This window comes from Variovorax sp. P1_H2 (assembly GCF_056405295.1).
Genome location: NZ_JBFUCJ010000060.1, coordinates 20,407 through 40,354, shown reverse-complemented (window position 1 = coordinate 40,354; position 19,948 = coordinate 20,407). Strand labels below are relative to the sequence as shown.

At 69.2% G+C, this 19,948-nt stretch carries 21 protein-coding genes; 7 read left to right on the top strand and 14 right to left on the bottom strand.

All coding sequences use genetic code 11. The features are described from left to right. Window positions 1-373 (bottom strand): winged helix-turn-helix domain-containing protein (locus AC1D2E_RS20215; protein WP_478199049.1); only part of this gene is annotated, 373 nt, incomplete at its 3' end. A gap of 75 nt (window positions 374-448) precedes the next feature. On the opposite strand from AC1D2E_RS20215, the gene modA reads away from it, so the two are divergent. The 3 genes from modA to modC are packed head-to-tail and all read left to right on the top strand — an operon-like array spanning window position 449 to window position 3,001. Then, the gene (gene modA / locus AC1D2E_RS20210; RefSeq protein WP_478199048.1) at window positions 449-1,210 is read left to right on the top strand and encodes a molybdate ABC transporter substrate-binding protein; all 762 of its coding nucleotides are present in this window, start codon (window positions 449-451) and stop codon (window positions 1,208-1,210) included. 16 nt (window positions 1,211-1,226) lie between these two features. After that, window positions 1,227-1,904 (top strand): molybdate ABC transporter permease subunit, encoded by a 678-nt coding sequence (gene modB / locus AC1D2E_RS20205; protein ID WP_478199050.1) that lies wholly within the window; start codon window positions 1,227-1,229, stop codon window positions 1,902-1,904. Beyond that, window positions 1,901-3,001, top strand: a complete 1,101-nt coding sequence (gene modC / locus AC1D2E_RS20200) for a molybdenum ABC transporter ATP-binding protein (RefSeq protein WP_478199047.1) — start codon at window positions 1,901-1,903, stop codon at window positions 2,999-3,001. Before modB ends, modC begins: the two co-directional genes overlap by 4 nt. Window positions 3,002-3,258: 257 nt before the next feature. Here the strand turns inward: modC and AC1D2E_RS20195 are convergent, their stop codons facing one another. Both AC1D2E_RS20195 and AC1D2E_RS20190 read right to left on the bottom strand, forming a co-directional pair. After that, entirely contained in the window at window positions 3,259-3,636 is a 378-nt protein-coding gene (locus tag AC1D2E_RS20195; protein WP_478199046.1) for a nuclear transport factor 2 family protein, read from the bottom strand. Between the two features lie 89 nt (window positions 3,637-3,725). Next, complete coding sequence (locus AC1D2E_RS20190; RefSeq protein ID WP_478199045.1) at window positions 3,726-5,036, bottom strand: D-amino acid dehydrogenase; 1,311 nt, start codon at window positions 5,034-5,036, stop codon at window positions 3,726-3,728. 129 nt (window positions 5,037-5,165) lie between these two features. Here AC1D2E_RS20190 and AC1D2E_RS20185 point away from each other — a divergent pair, with 129 nt between their 5' ends. Together AC1D2E_RS20185 and AC1D2E_RS20180 are read left to right on the top strand one after the other, a co-directional pair. Next, entirely contained in the window at window positions 5,166-5,633 is a 468-nt protein-coding gene (locus tag AC1D2E_RS20185) for a winged helix-turn-helix transcriptional regulator (protein ID WP_478199044.1), read from the top strand. Between the two features lie 36 nt (window positions 5,634-5,669). Next, window positions 5,670-6,470: a ParB N-terminal domain-containing protein gene (locus tag AC1D2E_RS20180; RefSeq protein WP_478199043.1), complete on the top strand. Its 801-nt coding sequence runs from the start codon at window positions 5,670-5,672 to the stop codon at window positions 6,468-6,470. A 416-nt stretch (window positions 6,471-6,886) separates the two neighbouring features. Here AC1D2E_RS20180 and AC1D2E_RS20175 read toward each other — a convergent pair whose 3' ends face one another. The 3 genes from AC1D2E_RS20175 to AC1D2E_RS20165 are packed head-to-tail and all read right to left on the bottom strand — an operon-like array spanning window position 6,887 to window position 9,191. After that, window positions 6,887-7,729 (bottom strand): ABC transporter substrate-binding protein, encoded by an 843-nt coding sequence (locus AC1D2E_RS20175; RefSeq protein ID WP_478199042.1) that lies wholly within the window; start codon window positions 7,727-7,729, stop codon window positions 6,887-6,889. Further along, a complete protein-coding gene (locus AC1D2E_RS20170) occupies window positions 7,729-8,445 on the bottom strand; it encodes an ATP-binding cassette domain-containing protein (RefSeq protein ID WP_478172172.1) in 717 nt (238 codons plus the stop codon). The genes AC1D2E_RS20175 and AC1D2E_RS20170 overlap by 1 nt, the downstream gene beginning before the upstream one ends. Beyond that, complete coding sequence (locus AC1D2E_RS20165) at window positions 8,442-9,191, bottom strand: ABC transporter permease (RefSeq protein WP_478172171.1); 750 nt, start codon at window positions 9,189-9,191, stop codon at window positions 8,442-8,444. Before AC1D2E_RS20165 ends, AC1D2E_RS20170 begins: the two co-directional genes overlap by 4 nt. A gap of 130 nt (window positions 9,192-9,321) precedes the next feature. Here AC1D2E_RS20165 and AC1D2E_RS20160 point away from each other — a divergent pair, with 130 nt between their 5' ends. Continuing rightward, entirely contained in the window at window positions 9,322-10,437 is a 1,116-nt protein-coding gene (locus AC1D2E_RS20160; protein WP_478199041.1) for a substrate-binding domain-containing protein, read from the top strand. A 24-nt stretch (window positions 10,438-10,461) separates the two neighbouring features. On the opposite strand, the gene AC1D2E_RS20155 is transcribed toward AC1D2E_RS20160, so the two are convergent. From AC1D2E_RS20155 to AC1D2E_RS20125, 7 genes are all read right to left on the bottom strand, one after another. Beyond that, window positions 10,462-11,934 carry a M81 family metallopeptidase gene (locus AC1D2E_RS20155; RefSeq protein WP_478199040.1) on the bottom strand — a complete coding sequence of 491 codons (1,473 nt, stop codon included), beginning with the start codon at window positions 11,932-11,934 and terminating at the stop codon, window positions 10,462-10,464. Then, entirely contained in the window at window positions 11,931-13,223 is a 1,293-nt protein-coding gene (locus AC1D2E_RS20150; RefSeq protein ID WP_478199039.1) for a Zn-dependent hydrolase, read from the bottom strand. Before AC1D2E_RS20150 ends, AC1D2E_RS20155 begins: the two co-directional genes overlap by 4 nt. A 31-nt stretch (window positions 13,224-13,254) precedes the next feature. Then, window positions 13,255-13,971, bottom strand: a complete 717-nt coding sequence (locus AC1D2E_RS20145) for an ABC transporter ATP-binding protein (RefSeq protein ID WP_478199038.1) — start codon at window positions 13,969-13,971, stop codon at window positions 13,255-13,257. Next, on the bottom strand, window positions 13,968-14,738 hold the full coding sequence (locus AC1D2E_RS20140; protein ID WP_478199037.1) for an ABC transporter ATP-binding protein: 771 nt from the start codon (window positions 14,736-14,738) through the stop codon (window positions 13,968-13,970). Before AC1D2E_RS20140 ends, AC1D2E_RS20145 begins: the two co-directional genes overlap by 4 nt. Then, window positions 14,735-15,700: a branched-chain amino acid ABC transporter permease gene (locus AC1D2E_RS20135; protein ID WP_478199036.1), complete on the bottom strand. Its 966-nt coding sequence runs from the start codon at window positions 15,698-15,700 to the stop codon at window positions 14,735-14,737. Before AC1D2E_RS20135 ends, AC1D2E_RS20140 begins: the two co-directional genes overlap by 4 nt. Window positions 15,701-15,705: 5 nt before the next feature. Next, the gene (locus AC1D2E_RS20130; RefSeq protein ID WP_478199035.1) at window positions 15,706-16,566 is read right to left on the bottom strand and encodes a branched-chain amino acid ABC transporter permease; all 861 of its coding nucleotides are present in this window, start codon (window positions 16,564-16,566) and stop codon (window positions 15,706-15,708) included. A gap of 131 nt (window positions 16,567-16,697) precedes the next feature. Then, window positions 16,698-17,903 carry an ABC transporter substrate-binding protein gene (locus AC1D2E_RS20125; protein WP_478199034.1) on the bottom strand — a complete coding sequence of 402 codons (1,206 nt, stop codon included), beginning with the start codon at window positions 17,901-17,903 and terminating at the stop codon, window positions 16,698-16,700. A 207-nt stretch (window positions 17,904-18,110) separates the two neighbouring features. On the opposite strand from AC1D2E_RS20125, the gene AC1D2E_RS20120 reads away from it, so the two are divergent. Next, window positions 18,111-18,875, top strand: a complete 765-nt coding sequence (locus AC1D2E_RS20120) for a FadR/GntR family transcriptional regulator (RefSeq protein WP_478172162.1) — start codon at window positions 18,111-18,113, stop codon at window positions 18,873-18,875. Window positions 18,876-18,919: 44 nt separating this feature from the next. Here the strand turns inward: AC1D2E_RS20120 and AC1D2E_RS20115 are convergent, their stop codons facing one another. After that, on the bottom strand, window positions 18,920-19,948 hold the full coding sequence (locus AC1D2E_RS20115; protein WP_478199033.1) for an alcohol dehydrogenase catalytic domain-containing protein: 1,029 nt from the start codon (window positions 19,946-19,948) through the stop codon (window positions 18,920-18,922).

Genomic DNA, 19,948 nt, shown 5'->3' with positions numbered 1-19,948 from the left:
TGCGCATGCTGGTGCGGATGGCCAGCCGCGCCACGGCCGTGCCGGCGCCGGCACCCAGCGCGCCCGCGGCTTCCGCGCGCGTCTGCACGGCCCGTCGCGCGGTCTCCAGCGCGTCCGCCAGTTCGAGCAGCTGCGCCCCGTGCGCCGTGAGCGAAGCGCCGCCGCCGCCGGCGCCGCCGACCGCGCGCTCCACCAGCGGAACACCAGCCAGATTGGTCAGCGTCGCGACCGCCTGCCAGGCCGCCTTGTAGCTGATGCCGGCCTCGCGCGCGGCCTGCGAAATGCTGCCGGTGCGGCCGATGCCGCGAAGGATCTCGATGCGCTTGTCGCTCATGCCGTGGCCGAGCGCGTCGCCGAAGCGGGGGGATGCCATGGGCAGCATTGTGCCGCTGCCCTACACTCGCGCTATTCCTTTGATGAATAGCGCTGACACCAGCCACCCAACGCCATGCAAGTTCGACCTTCGCCCCGCCGGATGGCCGCCGGCCTTGCCGCCCTCTTCTTCTCGCTCTGCGGCCAGGCGGCCGAAGTGCAGGTCGCGGTCGCGGCCAACTTCTTCGGCCCGATGAAGGTGATCGCGGCCGACTTCGAGAAGGCGACCGGGCACAAGGCGGTGCTGTCGTCCGGCGCGACCGGCAAGTTCTACGCCCAGATCCAGGGCGGTGCGCCCTTCGACGTCTTCCTGGCGGCCGATGACGAGACCCCGGCCCGCCTCGACAAGGAAGGCAGCACCGTCGCCGGCAGCCGCTTCACCTATGCCACCGGCAAGCTGGTGCTGTGGTCGGCGAATGCCGATCTGGTCGACGCCAGGGGCGAGGTGCTGCGCAGCGGCAAGTTCGCCCACCTCGCGCTGGCGGCACCCAAGCTGGCGCCTTACGGCGCGGCCGCGGTCGAAACCCTCACACGGCTCGGTCTGCTGGCCGCGCTCGAACCGAAGTTCGTGCAGGGCGAGAGCATCGGCCAGACCTTCAGCTTCATCTCGACCGGCAACGCCGAGCTCGGCTTCGTCGCGCTGTCGCAGGTCTGGGAAGGCGACAAGCTCAAGAGCGGTTCGGCCTGGATCGTGCCGGCCGAGTTGCACAGCCCGATCCGCCAGGACGCGGTGCGGCTGAACCGCGCCAAAGACAATGCCGCGGCCGCCGCGCTGATGGCGTACCTCAAGTCGGACGCCGCCAGGGTCGTGATCCGCTCCTTCGGCTACGCGGTCTGACCGAAGGCAGAGGCACATCATGCCGACCGCCGCCGACCTCGGCGCCGTCACCCTCACGCTGAAACTGGCGACGGCCACGACGCTGATCCTGCTGCTGCTCGGGACGCCGCTGGCCTGGTGGCTGGCGCGCACGCGCTCGGCCTGGAAAGGGCCGGTCGGCGCCATGGTGGCGCTGCCGCTGGTGCTGCCGCCCTCGGTGCTGGGCTTCTACTTCCTGGTGTCGATGGGGCCTCACGGGCCGATCGGCCAGCTGACCCAGTGGCTCGGCATCGGCCTGCTGCCTTTCACTTTCGCGGGCCTGGTGGTCGGTTCGGTCATCTATTCGATGCCCTTCGTGGTGCAGCCGATCCAGAACGCCTTCGAGACCATCGGCGAGCCCGCGCTCGAAGCCGCGGCGACGCTGCGGGCCTCGCCGCTGGACACCTTCTTCAGCGTCGTGCTACCGCTGGCCCGCCCGGGCTACCTCACGGCCGTCGTCATGGGTTTCGCCCACACGGTCGGCGAGTTCGGCGTGGTGCTGATGATCGGCGGCAACATCCCCGACAAGACGCGCGTGATCTCGGTGCAGATCTACGACCATGTCGAGGCACTCGAATACACGCAGGCGCACTGGCTCGCAGCCGGGATGGTGGTGTTCTCGTTCCTGGTGCTGCTGGCGCTGTATGCGCTGAACCCGACCGGGCGGYGTCGATGAGCGGCACGACGCAGCATGGCGTCGACGCGCGGCTCAAGGTCGCGTACGCGGCCTTCACGCTCGACGTCGAGCTGGCACTGCCGGGACGCGGCGTGACCGCGCTCTCGGGTCCCTCGGGCTGCGGCAAGACCACCTGCCTGCGCGCCGTTGCCGGGCTGCAGCGCGCGCCAGGCGCCTTTGTCTCGATCAATGGCGAGGTCTGGCAGGACGAGCGTGCCGGCGCGCGCGCCATCTTCGTGCCCACCCACCGGCGGCCGCTCGGCTACGTGTTCCAGGAGAGCCGGCTGTTCTCGCATCTCGACGTCCGGCGCAATCTCGAATTCGGCATGAAGCGGGTGGCGCCGGCGCTGCGCCGCGTGGCGCTGGACCAGGCGGTGGAACTGCTCGGCGTCGGCTCGCTGCTCGCGCGGCGTCCGGACACGCTGTCGGGCGGCGAGCGCCAGCGCGTCGGCATCGCGCGCGCGCTGGCCACCAGCCCGAAACTGCTGCTCATGGACGAGCCGCTGGCCTCGCTCGACCTGCAGCGCAAGCGCGAGCTCATGCCCTACCTCGAGCGCCTGCACGCCGAACTGGACATTCCCGTGCTCTACGTGAGTCACGCAGCCGACGAAATCGCGCGGCTGGCCGATCACCTGGTGCTGATCGAGGCCGGGCGCGTGGTCGCCAGCGGCCCGACCCACGAACTGATGACCCGGCTCGACCTGCCGATGGCGCATGGCGATACCGCCGGTGCCCTGATCGAGGCCGTGGTCATGGACGTCGACGCCGCCTACGGCCTGGTCCGGGTCGCCTTCGCGGGCGRCACGCTGAGCCTGCCGCATGGGGGCGTCCGCGTGGACCAGCGGGTGCGCGTGCGCATCCAGGCGCGCGACGTCAGCCTCACGCTGCAGCCCCAGGCCGGCACCAGCGTGCTCAACATCCTGCCGGCGACCATCACCGACCTGGCCGACGACGGCCCGGCGCAGCGGATGATCGGGCTCGACGTCGGCGGCATGCGGATGCTGGCCCGCATCACGCGGAAGTCGGCCGACCTGCTCGGGCTCGCGGTCGGGATGCCCGTGCACGCGCAGGTCAAGGGCGTGGCCATCGTCGAGTGAAAGGCCCCCACGCTCGTCACTTCGTGTACTCGCTGCCCCCCGAGGGGGCCGCAGGCCGCCTTGGGGCGGCCCGGCGCCGGCCTGRGCCCCCACGCTCCCTCGCTTCGTGTGGTCGCTGCCCCCCGAGGGGGCCGCAGGCCGCCTTGGGGCGGCCCGGCGCCGGCCTGGGCCCCCACGCTCCCTCGCTTCGTGTGGTCGCTGCCCCCCGAGAGGGCCGCAGGCCGCCTTGGGGCGGCCCGGTGCCGGCGTGAGCCTCCTCAAGCCCCGGCCGGCACCTTGTCCAGGAAGCCGGTGACCGACTGCAGCCGGCCGGCTTCGAGCCGCGCGAAATCGGTGCCCTCGATCAGGTCCTCGGCGCCGCTCGGCCCCAGGGTCCACGAGAAGCGCAGCTGGTCGCCATGCGCGTCGGGCTGGCCCTTGAGCGCGAAGCGAAAGCCCGGATAGCGCTGGTGCACGCCGCCGACCAGGGCGCTGATCTGCGAGCGGCCCCTGGCCTGCATCAGGGGATCGACGTAGCGTGCGTCGTCGGTCCAATGGGTTTCAAGCAGCTTCAGCCGACGCTCGGCATCGGTCTCGTTCCAGACGGCGATGTAGTGCTCGGCCACGCGGACGGCATCGGGAGTGGCGGTGTTCATGGCGAATCCTTTCGTTGATCACGACCCGCAACAGCGCGGGGCGGATCCATGGTCGCCGTGAAGCCGCCGCGGGTCGATGACCCCGGAGGTCAAGTCGCCGCGCCGATCGGCCGGGTCGCGCGGGGACGCACCCGATCGGGCGTGCTGTAGCGGTCGACCGACAAGCCATCGGTGCGGATGTCCGGGCGCCGCCCCATCACCTGGTCGGCCACCAGCTTGCCCGAGCCGCAGGCCATGGTCCAGCCGAGCGTGCCGTGGCCGGTGTTGAGGAACAGGTTGCCGTAGGCCGTCGGCCCGACGATCGGCGTGCTGTCGGGCGTCATCGGCCGCAGGCCGGTCCAGAAGGTCGCGCGCGGCAGGTCGCCGCACGGGAACAGGTCGGTGATGACGCGCTCCAGCGTCTCGCGGCGGCGCGGATTCAGGCGCAGGTCGAAGCCGCCGAGCTCGGCCATGCCGCCGACCCGGATGCGGTCGTCGAAGCGCGTGACCGCCACCTTGTAGGTCTCGTCGAGCACCGTGGACTGCGGCGCCAGCGAGGGATCGACCAGCGGCACCGTGAGCGAATAGCCCTTGACCGGATAGACCGGGATGTCGAGCCCGAGCGGCGCGATGAACTCGCGCGAGTAGCTGCCGAAAGCCAGCACGTAGCGGTCGGCGGTGAGCACTTCGCTGGTGGCGCCGCCGAGGCGCACGCCGGTGATGCGTCCGGCTTCGGTGAGCAGGCCATCGACCGACTGGTGAAAGCGGAAGTCGACGCCGAGCCCCCGGGCGATCGCGGCCAGGCCCTGGGTGAACAGGTTGCAGTCGCCGGTCTCGTCGTTCGGCAGGTGCAGGCCACCGGCCAGCAGGTCGCCGGTACGGGCCAGCGCCGGCTCGACGGTCGCCAGCCGGCTGCGGTCGAGCAAGCTGTAGGGCACGCCGCATTCTTCGAGCACCGCCAGGTCGCGCTGCACGGCGTCGAGCTGGGCCTGGGTGCGGAACAGCTGCAGCGTGCCCTGGGTGCGCTGCTCATAGCGAATGCCGGTCTCGGCGCGCAGGTCGCGCAGGCAGTCGCGGCTGTACTCGGCGACGCGCATCATGCGCTCCTTGTTGAGGGCATAGCGCTCGGGGGAGCAGTTCTTCAGCATCTGCGCCATCCAGCGCAGCTGGAACAACGAGCCGTCGGGCCGGATCGCGAGCGGCGCGTGCTTCTGGAACATCCACTTCAGGGCCTTGAGCGGAATGCCGGGCGCCGCCCACGGCGTGGAGTAGCCGGGCGACACCTGGCCGGCATTGGCAAAGCTGGTTTCCTGCGCCGGCCCCCCCTGGCGATCGATCAGGGTCACCTCGGCGCCGCCGCGCGCCAGGTAGTACGCGGTGGTCACGCCGATCACGCCGCCGCCCAAAACGATCACTTTCATCGCAGAACTCCATCGGTGCAGGAAAGGAGTCAATGATATTTATCGACCCGCCGTAAACTCCACGGAAATTGAAGCCTCTCGCAGCAAATTCAACTGTCGCCCCATCCAAAACGGCATCCCAGGAGTGAAATGCCCGACCTCGACCGCACCGACCGGAAAATCCTCGACATCCTGCAGCGCCAGGGCCGCATCTCGATGACCGACCTGGCCGAGCAGATCGGCCTCTCGACCTCGCCGTGTTCCGAGCGCGTTCGGCGCATGGAGCGCGAAGGCGTGATCACCGGCTACCACGCGCGCATCGATCCGCAGGCGCTCGGCAAGACGCTGCTGGTGTTCGTCGAGATCACGCTGTCGTCGAAGTCGGCCGACGTCTTCGACAAGGTGCGCCAGGAGCTGATGCATGTGCCCGAGGTCATGGAATGCCACCTGGTGTCGGGCGGCTTCGACTACCTCGTGAAAGCCCGCCTGCGCGCCATGAGCGACTACCGCAACCTGCTCGGCGACCTGCTCAAGAAGCTGCCGGTGCCGGCCGAGTCGAACAGCTACGTCGTGATGGAGGAAATCAAGGAAAGCCTCTACCTGCCGATGGACCGGTGACCCTAGAATCCGCCCCTCTTCCAGAATCCCGCTCGCATGAACATCGTCGTCAACGAAGACCTGAAATCCTATATCGACCCGTTGACCCCGGACGAATACGAAGCCCTCGAACGCAGCATCCTGACCGAGGGCTGCCGCGATGCCCTGGTGATGTGGGGCGACGTGCTGGTCGACGGCCACAACCGCTACGGCATCTGCCAGAAGCACGGCCTGCCGTTCCAGACGGTGCAGAACACGCGCTTCAAGTCGCTCGAAGACGTGCACCTGTGGATGATCGACCAGCACCTGGGCCGGCGCAGCGTGTCGGACTTCCTGCGCGGCGTGCTGGCGCTGCGCAAGAAGGAGATCGTGGCCGGACGGCAGGCCCGCGCATCCGCGGCGCCGTCCGATGCATCCGACGATCCGCCCTTCGATGTCGATCCGGCACTGCCGCCGCCCGCCCCCCTGAACAGCCGCGAAGCCATCGCCAAGGCGGCGCGCCTGAGCAGCAGCCAGGTCGTGATGATCGAGAAGATCCAGAAGCAGGCAGCGCCCGAACTGGTGGCCGCGATCAAGTCCGGCACGATCTCGATCAACGCCGCGGCGGCCGTGGCGACTCTGCCGGCCGAAGAGCAGATCGCGGCCGCCAACGGCGGCAAGGACGAACTCAAGCAGGCGGCCAAGCGGGTGCGCGAAGCCAAGCGCCCGGTGCGTGCGGCAGCTGCGACGGCCGAAGCTTCGGACGAACCGGACGACGTTCAGCGCCTGACGCAGCGCGTCGCTGAACTGACGGCCGAGAACGAGGACCTGCGCCGCCAGGTGGCCTCGCTGCACGCACTGCTGGCGGCCGAAGCCTGACGCGATGTCAGTGGTCCGCGACTAAGATTTGGAGCGGGCGGCAGGGACGCGTGGCGAGGCCACCGGGTAGCCCCCTCCGCGAATGTCCCCCGGCTTCGCCTCCTCCTTTATTTCGCTGCGGGGGCTACCCGATGCCCTCGCCACGGGTAACGCTGTGTCTTGATCGTCGATCAACGACTGCTGTGACGGATCACGTCGATGGTGTGCTCTGCGCAGCGAAATAAAGGAGGAGGCCGCAGGCCGGGGGACATTCGCGGAGCAGAGTACGCCGTCGGCGGGATCCCGCCCCAGACGCTCAGCGCGCTCCGGTTTCCCAGGGCGCGAAAAACCCGGCCTCGCGCAGCGCGCGCTGCCCGGGTGCCGTTCCGCAGGTCGTCCGCGAACGCCTGCGTGCCAGCGCCACGAAGCGCAGCCAGTCAGCGGTTCGCATTCGGGAAGAAGAGTTGCTCGCCATCGATCTTGTAGGCGGCGATGGTCGACTGCCCGGCCGGCGAGACCACCCAGTCGACGAACTTCTGCGCCCCCGCGCTGTTGAGATTCGGGAACCTGGTCGGGCTCACCACCATCACGCCGTACTGGTTGAACAGCCGTTTGTCGCCCTCCACCAGCACCCCGAGGTCGGCGCGGTTCTTGAAGCTGAGCCAGGTGCCGCGGTCGGCCAGCACATAGGCGCCGCTCGACGCCGCGATGTTGAGCGCCGGGCCCATGCCGCAGCCGCACTCCTTGTAGCCCGTACCCTTCTTGTCGCTCGGCACCGGCTGGCCAGCCTCGCCGATGCCGGTCTGCGTCCACAGCCGGCGCTCGGCGGCGTCGGTGCCGCTCTTGTCGCCGCGCGAGACGAAAGGCGCGTTGACCGCCGCGATCTTCTTCAGCGCCGCCGCGATGTCCTGCCCCTTGACGCCGGCCGGGTCGCCCCTGGGGCCGACCAGCACGAAGTCGTTGTACATGACCGGGAGGCGCTTGGCGGCGAAGCCCTCGGCGACGAACTTCTCCTCGGCCGCGGTGTCGTGCACGAAGAGCACGTCGGCATCGCCTCGCCTGGCCATGTCGATCGCCTGCCCGGTGCCGACCGCCACCACCTTGACGTCGATCCCGCTCGCCTGCTTGAAGGCCGGCAGCAGGTGCGAGAACAGGCCCGACTGCTCGGTCGAAGTCGTCGAGGCCATGGTGAGGGTTTCGGCCTGGGCGGCGAGCGCGCCGGCCGCCAGCACGAGCGCACCGAGCGAGGCCCGCACGCCCCTGGACAGATTGAATGACATCACACCAGTTCACCTTTGACAAACAGACGGGCTTCCTCGGGCAGCGGCCCGCGGAAGAAATCATGGACCGGCAGGTCGGCCACCACCCTGCCGTGCTCGAGGTAGACGACGCGGCTGGCGAGCCGCTTGACCTGGCCCAGGTTATGGCTCGCGAAGACCAGCGTGCGGCCCTGCGCGGCCTCGGCGATCAGGGCCTCGACCTCGCGCTTGGCGGTCGGGTCCAGGCTGGCGGTGGGCTCGTCGAGCAGCAGCACGTCGGGATGCAGGGCCCAGGCCCGCGCCAGCGCCATGCGCTGCTGCTGGCCGCCCGACAGCGTGCGTGCGTTGCGGCCGGCGAGTTCGACCAGCCCGACCCTTCCGAGCGCGACCTCGGCCTCGCGCTGCGCGCCGCGCCACGGCGCCCCCTGCAGCCACAGCGCCAGCGCGACGTTGTTGCGGACGCTGGCGCGCAGCATGTGCGGCCGCTGGAACAGCATGGCCTGCGCATTCGGCGACACGCGGCTCATGAAGACGCCCGAGGAATGCGGCAGCAGTCCATGCAGCAAGCGCAGCAGGCTGCTCTTGCCACTGCCGTTGGCGCCGATCAGCGCCACCCGCTCGCCCGCCAGGATCTCCAGGTTGACGCCGGCCAGCGCCTGCACCTTGCCGAAGCGCAGCGAGACCCCGTGCAGGCTGAAGAGCGGCGCGCCCACCGCCGGAACGGCCCGGCGGTTCACGGCACCGCCTCCAGCGTGCGGTTGCGCATCGCATCGGCGGCCCCGCCATCGACCCGTTCGCGCCAGGCGCGCAAGGCCGCGATCGCCAGGTTCAGCAGCAGCACCACGGCCAGCAGCAGCAGCCCGAGCGCCAGCGCCAGCGGCAGGTCGCCCTTGCTGGTTTCCAGCGCGATGGCGGTGGTCATCACGCGCGTGAAGCCGTCGATGTTGCCGCCGACGATCATCACGGCGCCGACCTCCGACACGGCGCGGCCGAAGGCCGCGATCACCACCGTGACCAGCGCGTAGCGCTCGTCGGCCACCAGCAGCAGGCCGCGTGCGAAGCTGCCGGCGCCGAGCGAGCGCAGCTGCTCGCCATGGGCGCGGTCGGCATCCTCGATCGCCTGCCGCGTCAGTGCCGTGACCACCGGCAGCACGAGGAGGGTCTGCGCCAGCACCATCGCCTTGAAGGAGAACAGCCAGCCCAGGAAGCCCAACGGGCCCGAACGCGACAGCAGCAGGTAGATCACCAGCCCSACCACCACCGAGGGCAGCGCCAGCAGCGTGTTGAGCAAGGTCAGCAGCAGGCCGCGCCCCGCGAACCGGGCCACCGCCAGCCAGGCCCCCAGCAGCAGGCCGAATCCGCAGGCCAGCAGGCAGGCCGTCGCGCTGACCGCCAGCGAGCGCCCGACGATGGAGAGCAGCATCGGGTCGACGGAGACGACGAGGTGCCAGGCGGCAGCGGCACTGTCGGCGAAGGTGTTCATGGGGCGCGTGGGAACGGAGAGCGCCGCAGTATGGACAAGGCGGCACCCTCGACCTATGCAATGGCTTGCATAGGCGACGAGCAGGCTCTGCATAATCTCCCCGGCGCTCCCGCCCCTTTCCCCGCCTCCCGTGCAACAGATCGAACTCTCCTACGCCATCGCACCGCGCCGCCAGGGCCGCACGCTGATCCGCAACCCGCTGATGGAGTTGCTGCACGCGGTGCGCGAGCACGGATCGATCTCGGCCGCGGCGCGGGCCGTGGGCTATTCGTACCGCCATGTCTGGGGCGAGCTCAAGCGCTGGGAACAGACGCTGGGCCATGCGCTGGTGACCGGCGACCAGGGCCGATCGGCCCATCTGTCGGAGTTCGGCGACAAGCTGCTGTGGGCCGAACGCCAGGCCCAGGCCCGGCTGGCGCCGCAGATCGAGGCGCTGCATGCCGACCTCGAGCGTGCCTTCGCGCTCGCCTTCGACGACAGCATGCACGTGCTGAGCCTGCATGCCAGCCATGACGATGCGCTGGTGCTGCTGCGGGCGCACGCCGCGGCCACGGCGCGGCTCCAGCTCGACATCCGCTTCACCGGCAGCGTGGATGCGATCAGCGCGCTGAACCAGGGGCGCTGCGTGATGGCGGGCTTCCACACGCTCGAGCGGCCGCCGTCCGGCTCGCTCGCGCAACGCACCTACAAGCCGCTGCTCAAGCCCGGCCTGCACAAGATCATCGGCTTCGCGCGCCGCACCCAGGGCCTGATCGTCGCGCCCGGCAACCCGCTCGGTCTGAAGAACCTGGCCGACGTGGCGGCGCGCAGGGCGCGCTACGTCAACCGGCCGATCGGTACCGGCACGCGGGTGCTGCTCGACGAACTGCTGGCGCGCGACGGGCTGGCGGCCGATGCCATCGACGGCTATGCGCGGCACGAACCTTCGCACGCGGCGGCGGCGCACGCGGTGGCGTCCGGCGAGGCCGATGCCGCGCTCGGGATCGAATCGGCAGCGCTCGGTGCCGGCCTGGGTTTCGTGCCGCTGGTACAGGAGCGCTACCACCTCGCCTGCCTCAAGTCGGCGCTCGAACAGCCGGCCATCGAGGCCCTGCTGGTGCTGCTGCGCGGCGCTGCCTGGCAGCACCAGCTCGGCACGCTGCCGGGCTACGAGAGCGCCAGCAGCGGCGAGGTGGAGTCGCTCAGCGCGCTGCTGCCGTGGTGGCGATTCGGGGCCAGGAAAGACCTGCCGAAAAAGCCGGCGTAGCCGCGCCCGCCGGCGGCCGTTCGCTCAAGCGGGATCCAGCGGGAAGACCGGGCGCCGGACCTTGGAAAACGGGAACAGGCGATAGTCCGAACTCGTGACCCCCGGACTGTCGCACTCGATCAGCGCGGCGGACAGCGGCTCGAACACCGGCCGGCAGTACATGCGCGACTTGAGCAGCAGAAAGCGCTCGCTGCGCGGATCGAGGCCCGCGCATTCGAAGACGCCGATGTCCCAGGGTTCCTGGGTGCGCTCGGTGACCACGATCCGCGCCGCGCCGATGTCGAACAACACCGTGCGGCCCATGCTGGCACGCTGGCCGGTGTAGGTGGGACCGGTGATCACGTACTCGCCGTCGCCGATGGTGCGCACCGTGCCTGTCAGTTGCAGCGGCGTCTTCGCGAGGCCGATGCCTGCCAGCGAAACCTTGTTGCCGAGTGCCACGGTCACCGTGGCACCTTCGCCCGCCGCGACGAGCTCGCTCACGGCCTGCGGATCGCACAGCGGCCCGACGCCGATGCCGTCGAGTCCCTGGGCCAGCGCTTCCTGCAGCACATCCATGGTGTCGCAGCTGCCGCCGGACATGCAGTTGTCGCCATGGTCGAGCAGCAGCACCGGGCGCGTCGCGCCCTGCACGATCTTCTTGGCGCGCGCGATCGATGTCGCCAGCGCTTCGCTGCGGTAGACGAACGCTTCGCGCTCGCGCCAGATCTGCGCCGCGATGCGATCGGCCGTGGCCTGGGCGCGCTCGGGCGATTGGGCATCGACCACCACCACGCTCATGCAGGGCGCCTCGATGTCGGACAGCGAGAAGCCCGCGAAGATCGACACCGCGATCGATTCGGCCTTTTCGGCTTCGCGCGCCGCTTCGATCGCGCGCTGCATCGCGCCGGCGAAGGTGGCGCTGCGCAGCGTGTGCGCCATCAGCGGGAGCGGGTGCCATCGCATCGCGGGCCGGCTCCGCCCGGCGAGCAGGTCCAGCAGCAGGCGGCCCGCATGCGCGCCGGTTTCGTACATGTCGACGTGCGGATAGGTCTTGAAGCCGACGATCACGTCCGCGTTGCCGACCATCGCCGCCGTCACGTTGGCATGCAGGTCGAGCGCCACGCCGATCGGCACACCGGGTGCCGCGGCGCGCAGCCGAGCGAGCAGCTCGCCTTCGCCGTCCACGCTGTTCTGCGCCACCATCGCGCCGTGCAGGTCGAGCAGGATCGCATCGCAACCCGGCACGGCATCGAGAATGCGCTGGCACAAGGTGGTGTAGGCCTGCGCGTCGACCGGCCCGCTCGGGTTGGCCGACGCCGACACCGGCGTGACCAGCGTCGCCCCCGCCTGCTCGGCCAGGTCGATGAAGGCCGACATCGCGGTCCGCATGCCCTTGTTGTCGCGATAGGCCTGCTCGCCGAAGCTCGGACCATCGGGCCCGAAAGCGGCCAGCGGCGTGGGCACCGGCGAGAAGGTGTTGGTCTCGTGATTGAGCCGGGCGATCAGGATTTTCACGATGCCACCACCCCCGCGCTTTGCAGCATCGCCTGCATCAGCACATTGCAGCCGGCCTCCAGATGGTCGGGCTGCGCGTCCTCGATCTCGTTGTGGCTGATGCCGTCCAGGCAAGGCACGAAGATCATCGCGGCCGGGCAGACGCGCGCCAGGTACACCGCGTCGTGGCCGGCGCCGCTGATCACGTTCATCCAGCTCATGCCCTGCTGCCGCGCGGCTTCGCGCACGGCCGAGACCAGCGCCGGCGCGAAGGACTGGGGCGGGAAATACACCACCGGTTCGACGCCGATGTCCACCTTGTGCAGCGCGCCGATGCGCTGCGTCGCCTGCCTGAGCGCCGCGTCCATGGCCAGCAGCACGGTGTCGTCGGCCGCGCGCAGGTCGACGCTGAGCCGCACCCTGCCCGGGATCACGTTGCGCGAATTCGGGTAGGCATCGATCCAGCCGACGGTGCCGCGCCCATGCGGCGCCTGCGCCAGCGCGATGCGGTTGACCTCGATCACCAGCTCGGAAGCGGCCAGCAGCGCGTCGTGCCGAAGTTCCATCGGGGTCGGGCCGGCATGCGCTTCCATGCCCTGCACCACCACGTCGTACCAGCGCTGCCCGAGCGCGCCCTCGACCACGCCGATCACGCGCCGGTTGGCTTCGAGCACCGGCCCTTGCTCGATGTGCGCTTCGAAGTACGCAGCCATGGGGGATGCGGCCGCGGATGCGGGCGCCGGGCCGGCATAGCCGATGGCGGCCAGCGCATCGGCCACGCTGATGCCCTCGTTGTCGCGCTGCGCGAGCGCGTGCTCGAGCGTGAAGGCGCCGGCGAAGACGCCCGAGCCCATCATCACCGGCACGAAGCGCGAGCCCTCTTCGTTGGTCCACACCGCCACCTCCAGCGGTGCTTCGGTGACGACCTGCGCATCGTTGAGGCTGCGGATCACCTCGAGCCCCGCGAGCACGCCGTAGTTGCCGTCGAACTTGCCGCCCGTGGGCTGGGTGTCGATGTGGCTGCCGGTCGTGACCGGCGGCAGCGCGTTGTTGCGTCCGGCACGGCGCGCGAAGATGTTGCCGATGGCGTCCACGCGCACTGCGCAGCCGGCCTCGCGCGCCCAGCGCGCGAAAAGGTCGCGGCCCTGCCGGTCAAGCGCGGTCAGCGCGATGCGGCAGACGCCGCCCTTCTCGGTGGCGCCGAGCTCGGCGAGCTGCATCAGCGAGTTCCAGAGACGCCGGCCGTCGACGCGCAGGTTGCGCACGTCCGGTACGCCGGACACGGGGGAAAGTTCGGGGGATGTGGTCATGGCTTTGCGAAAAGGATGCGGGCGGATGCGTTCAGACGAGACCGACGCCCAGGTAGCGGTCTTTCACTTCGTGGTCGGCAACGAAGTCCGCGTTGCCGGCCTGGTGCACGATCACGCCCTGCTCCAGGATGTAGTGCCGGTCGGCCAGCTGCACGCAGACCTCCAGGTTCTGCTCGACCAGCAGGATCGCCACGCCGGCGGCCTTGATCAGTTTCAACTGGGCGACGATTTCCTCGACGATCACCGGCGCCAGGCCTTCCACCGGTTCGTCGAGGATCAGCAGGCGCGGATGGTTCATCAGCGCGCGCCCGATGGCCAGCATCTGCTGTTCGCCGCCCGAAAGCTGGCCCCCGCCGTTGCGGCGCCGCTCCTGCAGCCGCGGAAAGATGCGGTAGATGTCGTCGAGCTGCCAGGGCGAATCGCGCCGCTGGCCGAGCAGCAGGTTCTCCTCCACGGTCAGCAGCTTGAAGATGCCGCGGTGCTCGGGCACCAGGCAGACGCCGCGGGTCGCGATGCGGTGCGGCGGCAGGCCCGCGATGTCGGCCGCCTGGAACCGCACGCTGCCGCGGGTGGGAGTCACGGCGCCGGCGATGCTCTTCAGGGTGGTCGACTTGCCGGCGCCGTTGCGGCCCAGCAGCGTGACCGTCTCCGCCTGGCCCACGGTCATCGAGACGCCCTGCAGCACGTGGCTCTTGCCGTAGTGGCTGTGGAGGTTCGCGACCTCCAGAATGGTGCTGGTACCGCTCATGCACGCCCCCCGGTGATCATGTTGCCGAGATAGGCCGTGCGCACGCGCGGATCGGCCCGGATGTCGCCCGGCAATCCCTCGGCCAGGACGCGGCCCTGCTGCATCACGGTCACGGTGTCGGAGATGTCCATCACGATGTTCATGTTGTGCTCGATCAGCACCACGGTGTGCGCGTCGCGCAGGCCGCGGATCAGCTGCTTCATGTCGTCGAGGTCGTCGATGCCCATGCCCGAGGTCGGCTCGTCGAGAAAGATCGCCTTGGGCCGCGCCGCCAGCGCCATGCCGACTTCGAGGCGCCGCTGCTGGCCGTGCGAGAGCACGCTGGCCGGCGTGTCGGCCAGCCGCTCGAGGCCGATGCGCTGAAGCACTTCCGCCACGGTGTCGGCGCAAGAGAGCTCGCCGACCGGCGCGCGCCAGCAATTGAGCGCCCGGCGCGGCGTCACGCCCTGCGCCGCGAGCCGCAGGTTCTCGCGCACCGGCAGGCTGGCGAACAGGCTCGTGACCTGGAAGGATCGCGCCATCCCGCGCTGCACCCGGCGGTAGTCGGGCTCGCGCGTCACGTCGTGGCCGTCGAACACGATCCGCCCGCCCGTCGTGGTGCCGGTGCCCGTGAGCATGTGGAACAGCGTGGTCTTGCCGGCGCCGTTGGGGCCGATCACCGAATGCACGGTGTTGCGCAGGATCCGGAGGTCCACGCCGCCGAGGGCGGCGAACTTGCCGTAGTGCTTGGTGACACCGACGGCTTCGATCAGTGCGGTCTGCGTCATGCCTTCTCTCCCTGTCCGGCCAGGATCTCCGGCGGCGGCACCTGCGGCGCCCTGCGGAACACGCGGCGCCACGCGCTTTCGCCCAGGCCCCAGAGACCGCGCTGCATGCCGATGCTCACGCCGATCAGCAACAGCCCCAGCAACAGCAGCCAGCGCGGCCACAAGGTCGAGAGCCAGTCGGCCAGCAGCACATAGAAGGCCGCGCCCAGCACCGAGGCGAAGAGATTGCCGGTGCCGCCGATCACGGTGATGACCAGGATCATCTCGCTGGTGTGGTATTCGGCATTCGAGAGTGGCGCGATGCCGGTCATCATCGCGTGCAGCCCGCCCGCCAGGCCGGTGACCGCGCCCGAGATGACGAAAGCCAGCAGCTTGAAGCGCCGCAGGTCGTAGCCCACCGCGGCGGCCCGGTCCTCGTTGTCGCGGATGGCCAGCAACGTGCGGCCGAAGATCGAGTCCGAGACGCGCAGCAGCAATCCGAACGCGATCAGGAACACCACGGCCACGAAGGCGTAGTACTTCCAGGGCGTATCCATGAACGCAGGGCGCGGCACGTCGAGGAGCCCGTTGTCGCCGCCGGTAAGCCCCGAGGCGGTATAGGCCACGAAGTAGAACATCTGGGCGAACGCCAGCGTGAGCATCACGAAGTAGGTGCCGCGCTGGCGGATGGCCACCCATCCGACCACCGCGGCGCCCAGCGCCCCCATGGCGATGGCGGCGAGCAGCGCGAGTGGCATCGGCAGTTGCAGCCGGGTGAGCAGGATCGCGATGGTGTAGCTGCCCAGGCCGAAGAAGATGCCCTGCCCGAACGACAGCAGCCCCGTGTAGCCCAGCAGCAGGTTGCAACCAACGGCTGCGAGCGAATAGATCAAGACCTCGCTCGCTAGAGTTCCCGAGCGCAGTACCAGGGGCAGGCCCAGCGCGACGATCAGCGCCAGCAGGAATGTGATTTTTCTCGGCATGGTTTTCATCCTCGGCGGCCGAGCAGGCCATGCGGGCGCAGCAGCAGCACGGCCGCCATCGCGATGTAGATCATCAGGCTCGCACCGGGCGGCCAGAGGGTGCTCATGAGGCTTTGCACCACGCCGATCAGCAGCCCGCCCACCAGCGCGCCGCCGAAGCTGCCGAGCCCGCCGATCACCACCACCACGAAGGCGACGCCCAGCGCCTCGACACCCATGAAGGGCTCGGCGCCGCGGATCGGCGCGGCCAGCACGCCGGCCAATGCGGCCGTCGCCGCACCCAGCGCGAACACCAGGCTGAACACGCGGAACACGTTGATGCCCAGCAGCGACACCATCTCGGTCGATTCGCTGCCCGCACGGACCGCGCTGCCCAGCCGGGTGCCCTCAAGCACCCACCAGAGCAGCACCGCCAGCACGGCGGTGAAGCCGATCACGAAGAGCCGGTACTTGGGGTAGACGAAGGCGCCCCACATGACCACGCCCTGCAGCAGGTCGGGCGTCGGCACGCTGTTGCCGAGCGGCCCCCACAACACGATCACGATCTCCTGCGCCGCGAGCGCCAGGCCGACGGTGACGAGGATGTGGAATTCGTGCGCCTTGGCATAGACGCGCCGCAGCAGCAGCTTCTCGGCGGCCCAGCCGAGTGCGCCGACGAACAACGGCACCAGCACCAGCGCGGCCCAGAAATCCAGGCCCCATTGCAGGGCCTGGAAGCACAGGTAGGCACCCAGCAGATAGAAAGCCCCGTGCGCGAAGTTCACGAAGCGCAGCAGGCCGAAGACGATGGACAAGCCAACGGCCAGCAGGAAATACAGCATGCCGATGCCGATTCCGTTGAGGGTCTGGAGCAGGTAGACGGTCATGTGAGCGACGCAGGGCAGCGCATGAAGAAGTGGGGGTCAGGCCAGCCCGGCGCCGGGCCGCCCCAAGGCGGGCTGCACCCCCTCGGGGGGCAGCGAACCACACGAAGTGGGGAGCGTGGGGGCCACATCCTTTAGCCCAATTTGCAGCCCGTCTTGTCGATCGGAAGGAACGACTTGCCCGCGCTGACCACGTCGACGAAGTCGGCCGGGTTCTTCATCTTCGACTTGGCCTTGCCCTTGAGCAGGTAGTAGTCCTTGATCACCTGGTGATCGGCCTGGCGTATTTCTTCGGTCCCGGTCAGGCCATCGAACTTCATGCCTTCGAGCGCGGCGACGACGGCCTTCGGGTCCACGGTGCCGGCCTTGACGATGCCGTCGAGCAGGATCTTGGTGCAGACGTAGGAGCCCGCGAGGCTGTAGTTGGGCACGATCTTGAGCTTGTCGGCGGTGCGCTTGACGAGGTCCCGGTTGAGCGGCGTGTCGGCCGTATGCCAGTACTGGGCGCCGAAATAGACGCCATCGCACAGGTCCGCGCCCAGTGACTCGAACTGCTCCAGCCCCGAGGCCCAGGCCATCAGGATCGTCATGTTCTTGTTCATCCCGAAGCTCACCGCCTGGCGCAGCGCATCGGACGACTGCGCACCGAAGTTGAGCAGCAGCAGCACGTCGGGCTTGGCCGCCGCGGCGTTGGTGAGGTAGCCGCTGAACTCCTTCTCGTTGAGCGAGTGGTAGCTGTTGCCCACGTGCTCGATGCCCTTCTCCTGGAAGATCGCCTTGGCCGCGCCGAGCAGGCCTTCGCCGAACACGTACTGCGGCGTGATGGTGTACCAGCGCTTGGCGTTGGGCAGCGCAGCCACCAGCGGACGCACCGTTTGCTCGATGGCACCGAAGGTGGGCACCGACCAGCGGAAGGTGGCGCTGTTGCAGTCCTTGCCGGTGATCTCGTCGGCACCGGCCGTGGTGATGAACAGCGCGCCGGCCTTCTCGGCCTCCTTGCCCATCGCCAGCGATTCCGACGACAGGATCCCGCCCGCAAAGAAGCGCACGCCCTGCTGCTGCGAGGCCTCCTGCACCTTGCGCACCGCGGTCGCCGGCTTGCCTTCGGTGTCGAACACCGTGTAGGCCAGGGGCCGCTTGAGCACGCTGCCGTACTGTTCGATGGCGAGCTTCATGCCCAGGTCGGCGAACTTGCCGTTGGCCGCGAAAGCCCCCGACATCGGCACCGGACAGCCGAAGCGGATGGCGTCCGCCGATTGGGCGAAAGCGGCGCGGCCGGCCAGCAAGGAGGCGGGCGCGGCCGAGAGGGCGGCCAGTTGAAGAAGTTGTCTGCGTTGCAATTGAGCGCTCCGATCGTGGTGTGAAGTGAAGAAACGGCTTCCGCGGCGTGCGGCGATTTAACCGGATAAATTGGATTAATATGCTAGTGAAAACCCGTTAGCAATGACCGTGCCCGCAACCATCCCTCCGCCACAAGAAAGCGCCTTCCCGACCACCAGTAAGATCGCGCGCTGGTGCGCATCTCCCGATGGGCATGGAGCGTGTGCATGACAGTGGGCCAACACCGTCCCAGGCGGCAAAAGCTCTCGGACGTCATCGTCGAAGACGTGAAACGATGGATCGTCGCCGAGCGCAAGCAGCCAGGCGACCGGCTACCGAACGAGAAGGAATTGATCGAACTCTTCGGCTATTCGAAGAGCACGGTGCGCGAGGCGCTGAAGGCGCTGGAGGTGCGCGGGCTGATTTCGATCCGGACCGGGCCGGGCGGCGGCGCCTACCTGCAGCAGGTGTCGGTCGATCACGCCTCCGAGCCGTTGCGCAACTTCCTGCATTTCCATCACCTCGACGGGCATCACATCTACCAGCTGCGCAAGGTGCTGGAGCCCGAACTGGCCGTGAGCGTGGTCGGCCGGCTGACGCCGCAGCAGATGGAGCGCCTCGAAGAGAACATCCGCCTGTGCACCCACGAACCCACCTCGGAAGACGAACTGCGCATCCAGCGCGAAGCCGAACTCGCGTTTCACACCCTGCTGGCCGAAAGCTGCCCCAATCCGGTGCTGTCTTTCATGTGCCGCTTCCTCAACGACCTGCTGCGCGACCTCGTGGTCTACAAGAAGGCGCTCGACCATCACCACTTTGGCGAAGCCAACGTCGACTATCACACCCAGTTGCTGGCGGCCTACCGCAATGAAGACCCGGACGCCGTGCGCCGCCTGATGGCCGAGCACATGGTCGACGCGGAAGCCCACATGCACGAGATGGAAGCGCACATCGGCGCCAAGCACCTGCTGCTGCCGAGCGGCCAGCGCTGAGCGCACCGTTCAGGCCGGCGCAGGCTCCGCCCGCCCCGGCGCCTTCAGGTTCTTGGATCGAGCACCACGCGGCCCTGGATGGTGCCGCGGCGCATCGCCTCGAAGACCTCGTTGATCGCGGACAGCGGGCTCGACTCGACCCGGCAATGGATCAGCCCGCGGGCCGCAAGGTCGAGCACGGCGCGCAGGTCCTCGCGGGTACCGACCGCCGAGCCCACCACATGGGCCTCGCTGCCGACCAGCGCCAGCGCGGAAAACCGCAAGGGCTCCGCCGGCAGTCCGATCACGCACAAGGTGCCGCCCGGCCGCAGGATGCTCATCGCCGCGTCGTAGGCGACATGGGCCGCCGAGGTGACGGCGGCAACGTGCACGCCACCGCGCTTGCGGATCAGCGCCAATGCTTGCGGGTCGGTGGCGTTCAGGGCGTGGTCCGCGCCCAGCTCGCGCGCCAGCGCCAGCTTGGCCTCGCTGACGTCGAGCGCGAAGACTTCGGCGCCCAGCGCACGCGCGATCTGCACCGCCAGATGACCGAGGCCGCCGACGCCGAGCACGGCGACCCGCTGACCGGCCACGACATGCGCCTTCTGCAGCGCGCGATAGCTCGTCACGCCGGCGCAGAGCAGCGGCGCGGCCTGCTCGGCGCTCAAGGCGTCGGGGATGCGCACCGCGTAGTCGGCGTTCGCGCACATGAACTGCGCATAGCCGCCATCGACCGACAGGCCGGTCACGGCCGAATCCTTGCGGCACAGGTTCTCGTTGCCTTCGCGGCACTGCTCGCAGCGGCCGCAGGCACGGTAGAGCCATGGCACGCCGATGCGATCGCCGATCTTCAGCAGCGCCACGCCACTGCCGAGGCCGATGACCTTGCCGACCACCTCGTGCCCTGGAATCACGCGCGCCTTGGTCAGTGCCCGGAAGCCCGGCAGATCGCCGTCCGCGATGTGCAGGTCCGAATGGCACACGCCGCAGGCCAGCACTTCGATCAGCACCTCGCCGGCGAGCGGCTCGGGCACGGGCACCTGCTCGATGCCCAGAGGCTTGCCGAAATCGCCGAGCACCGCTGCCTGCATCAT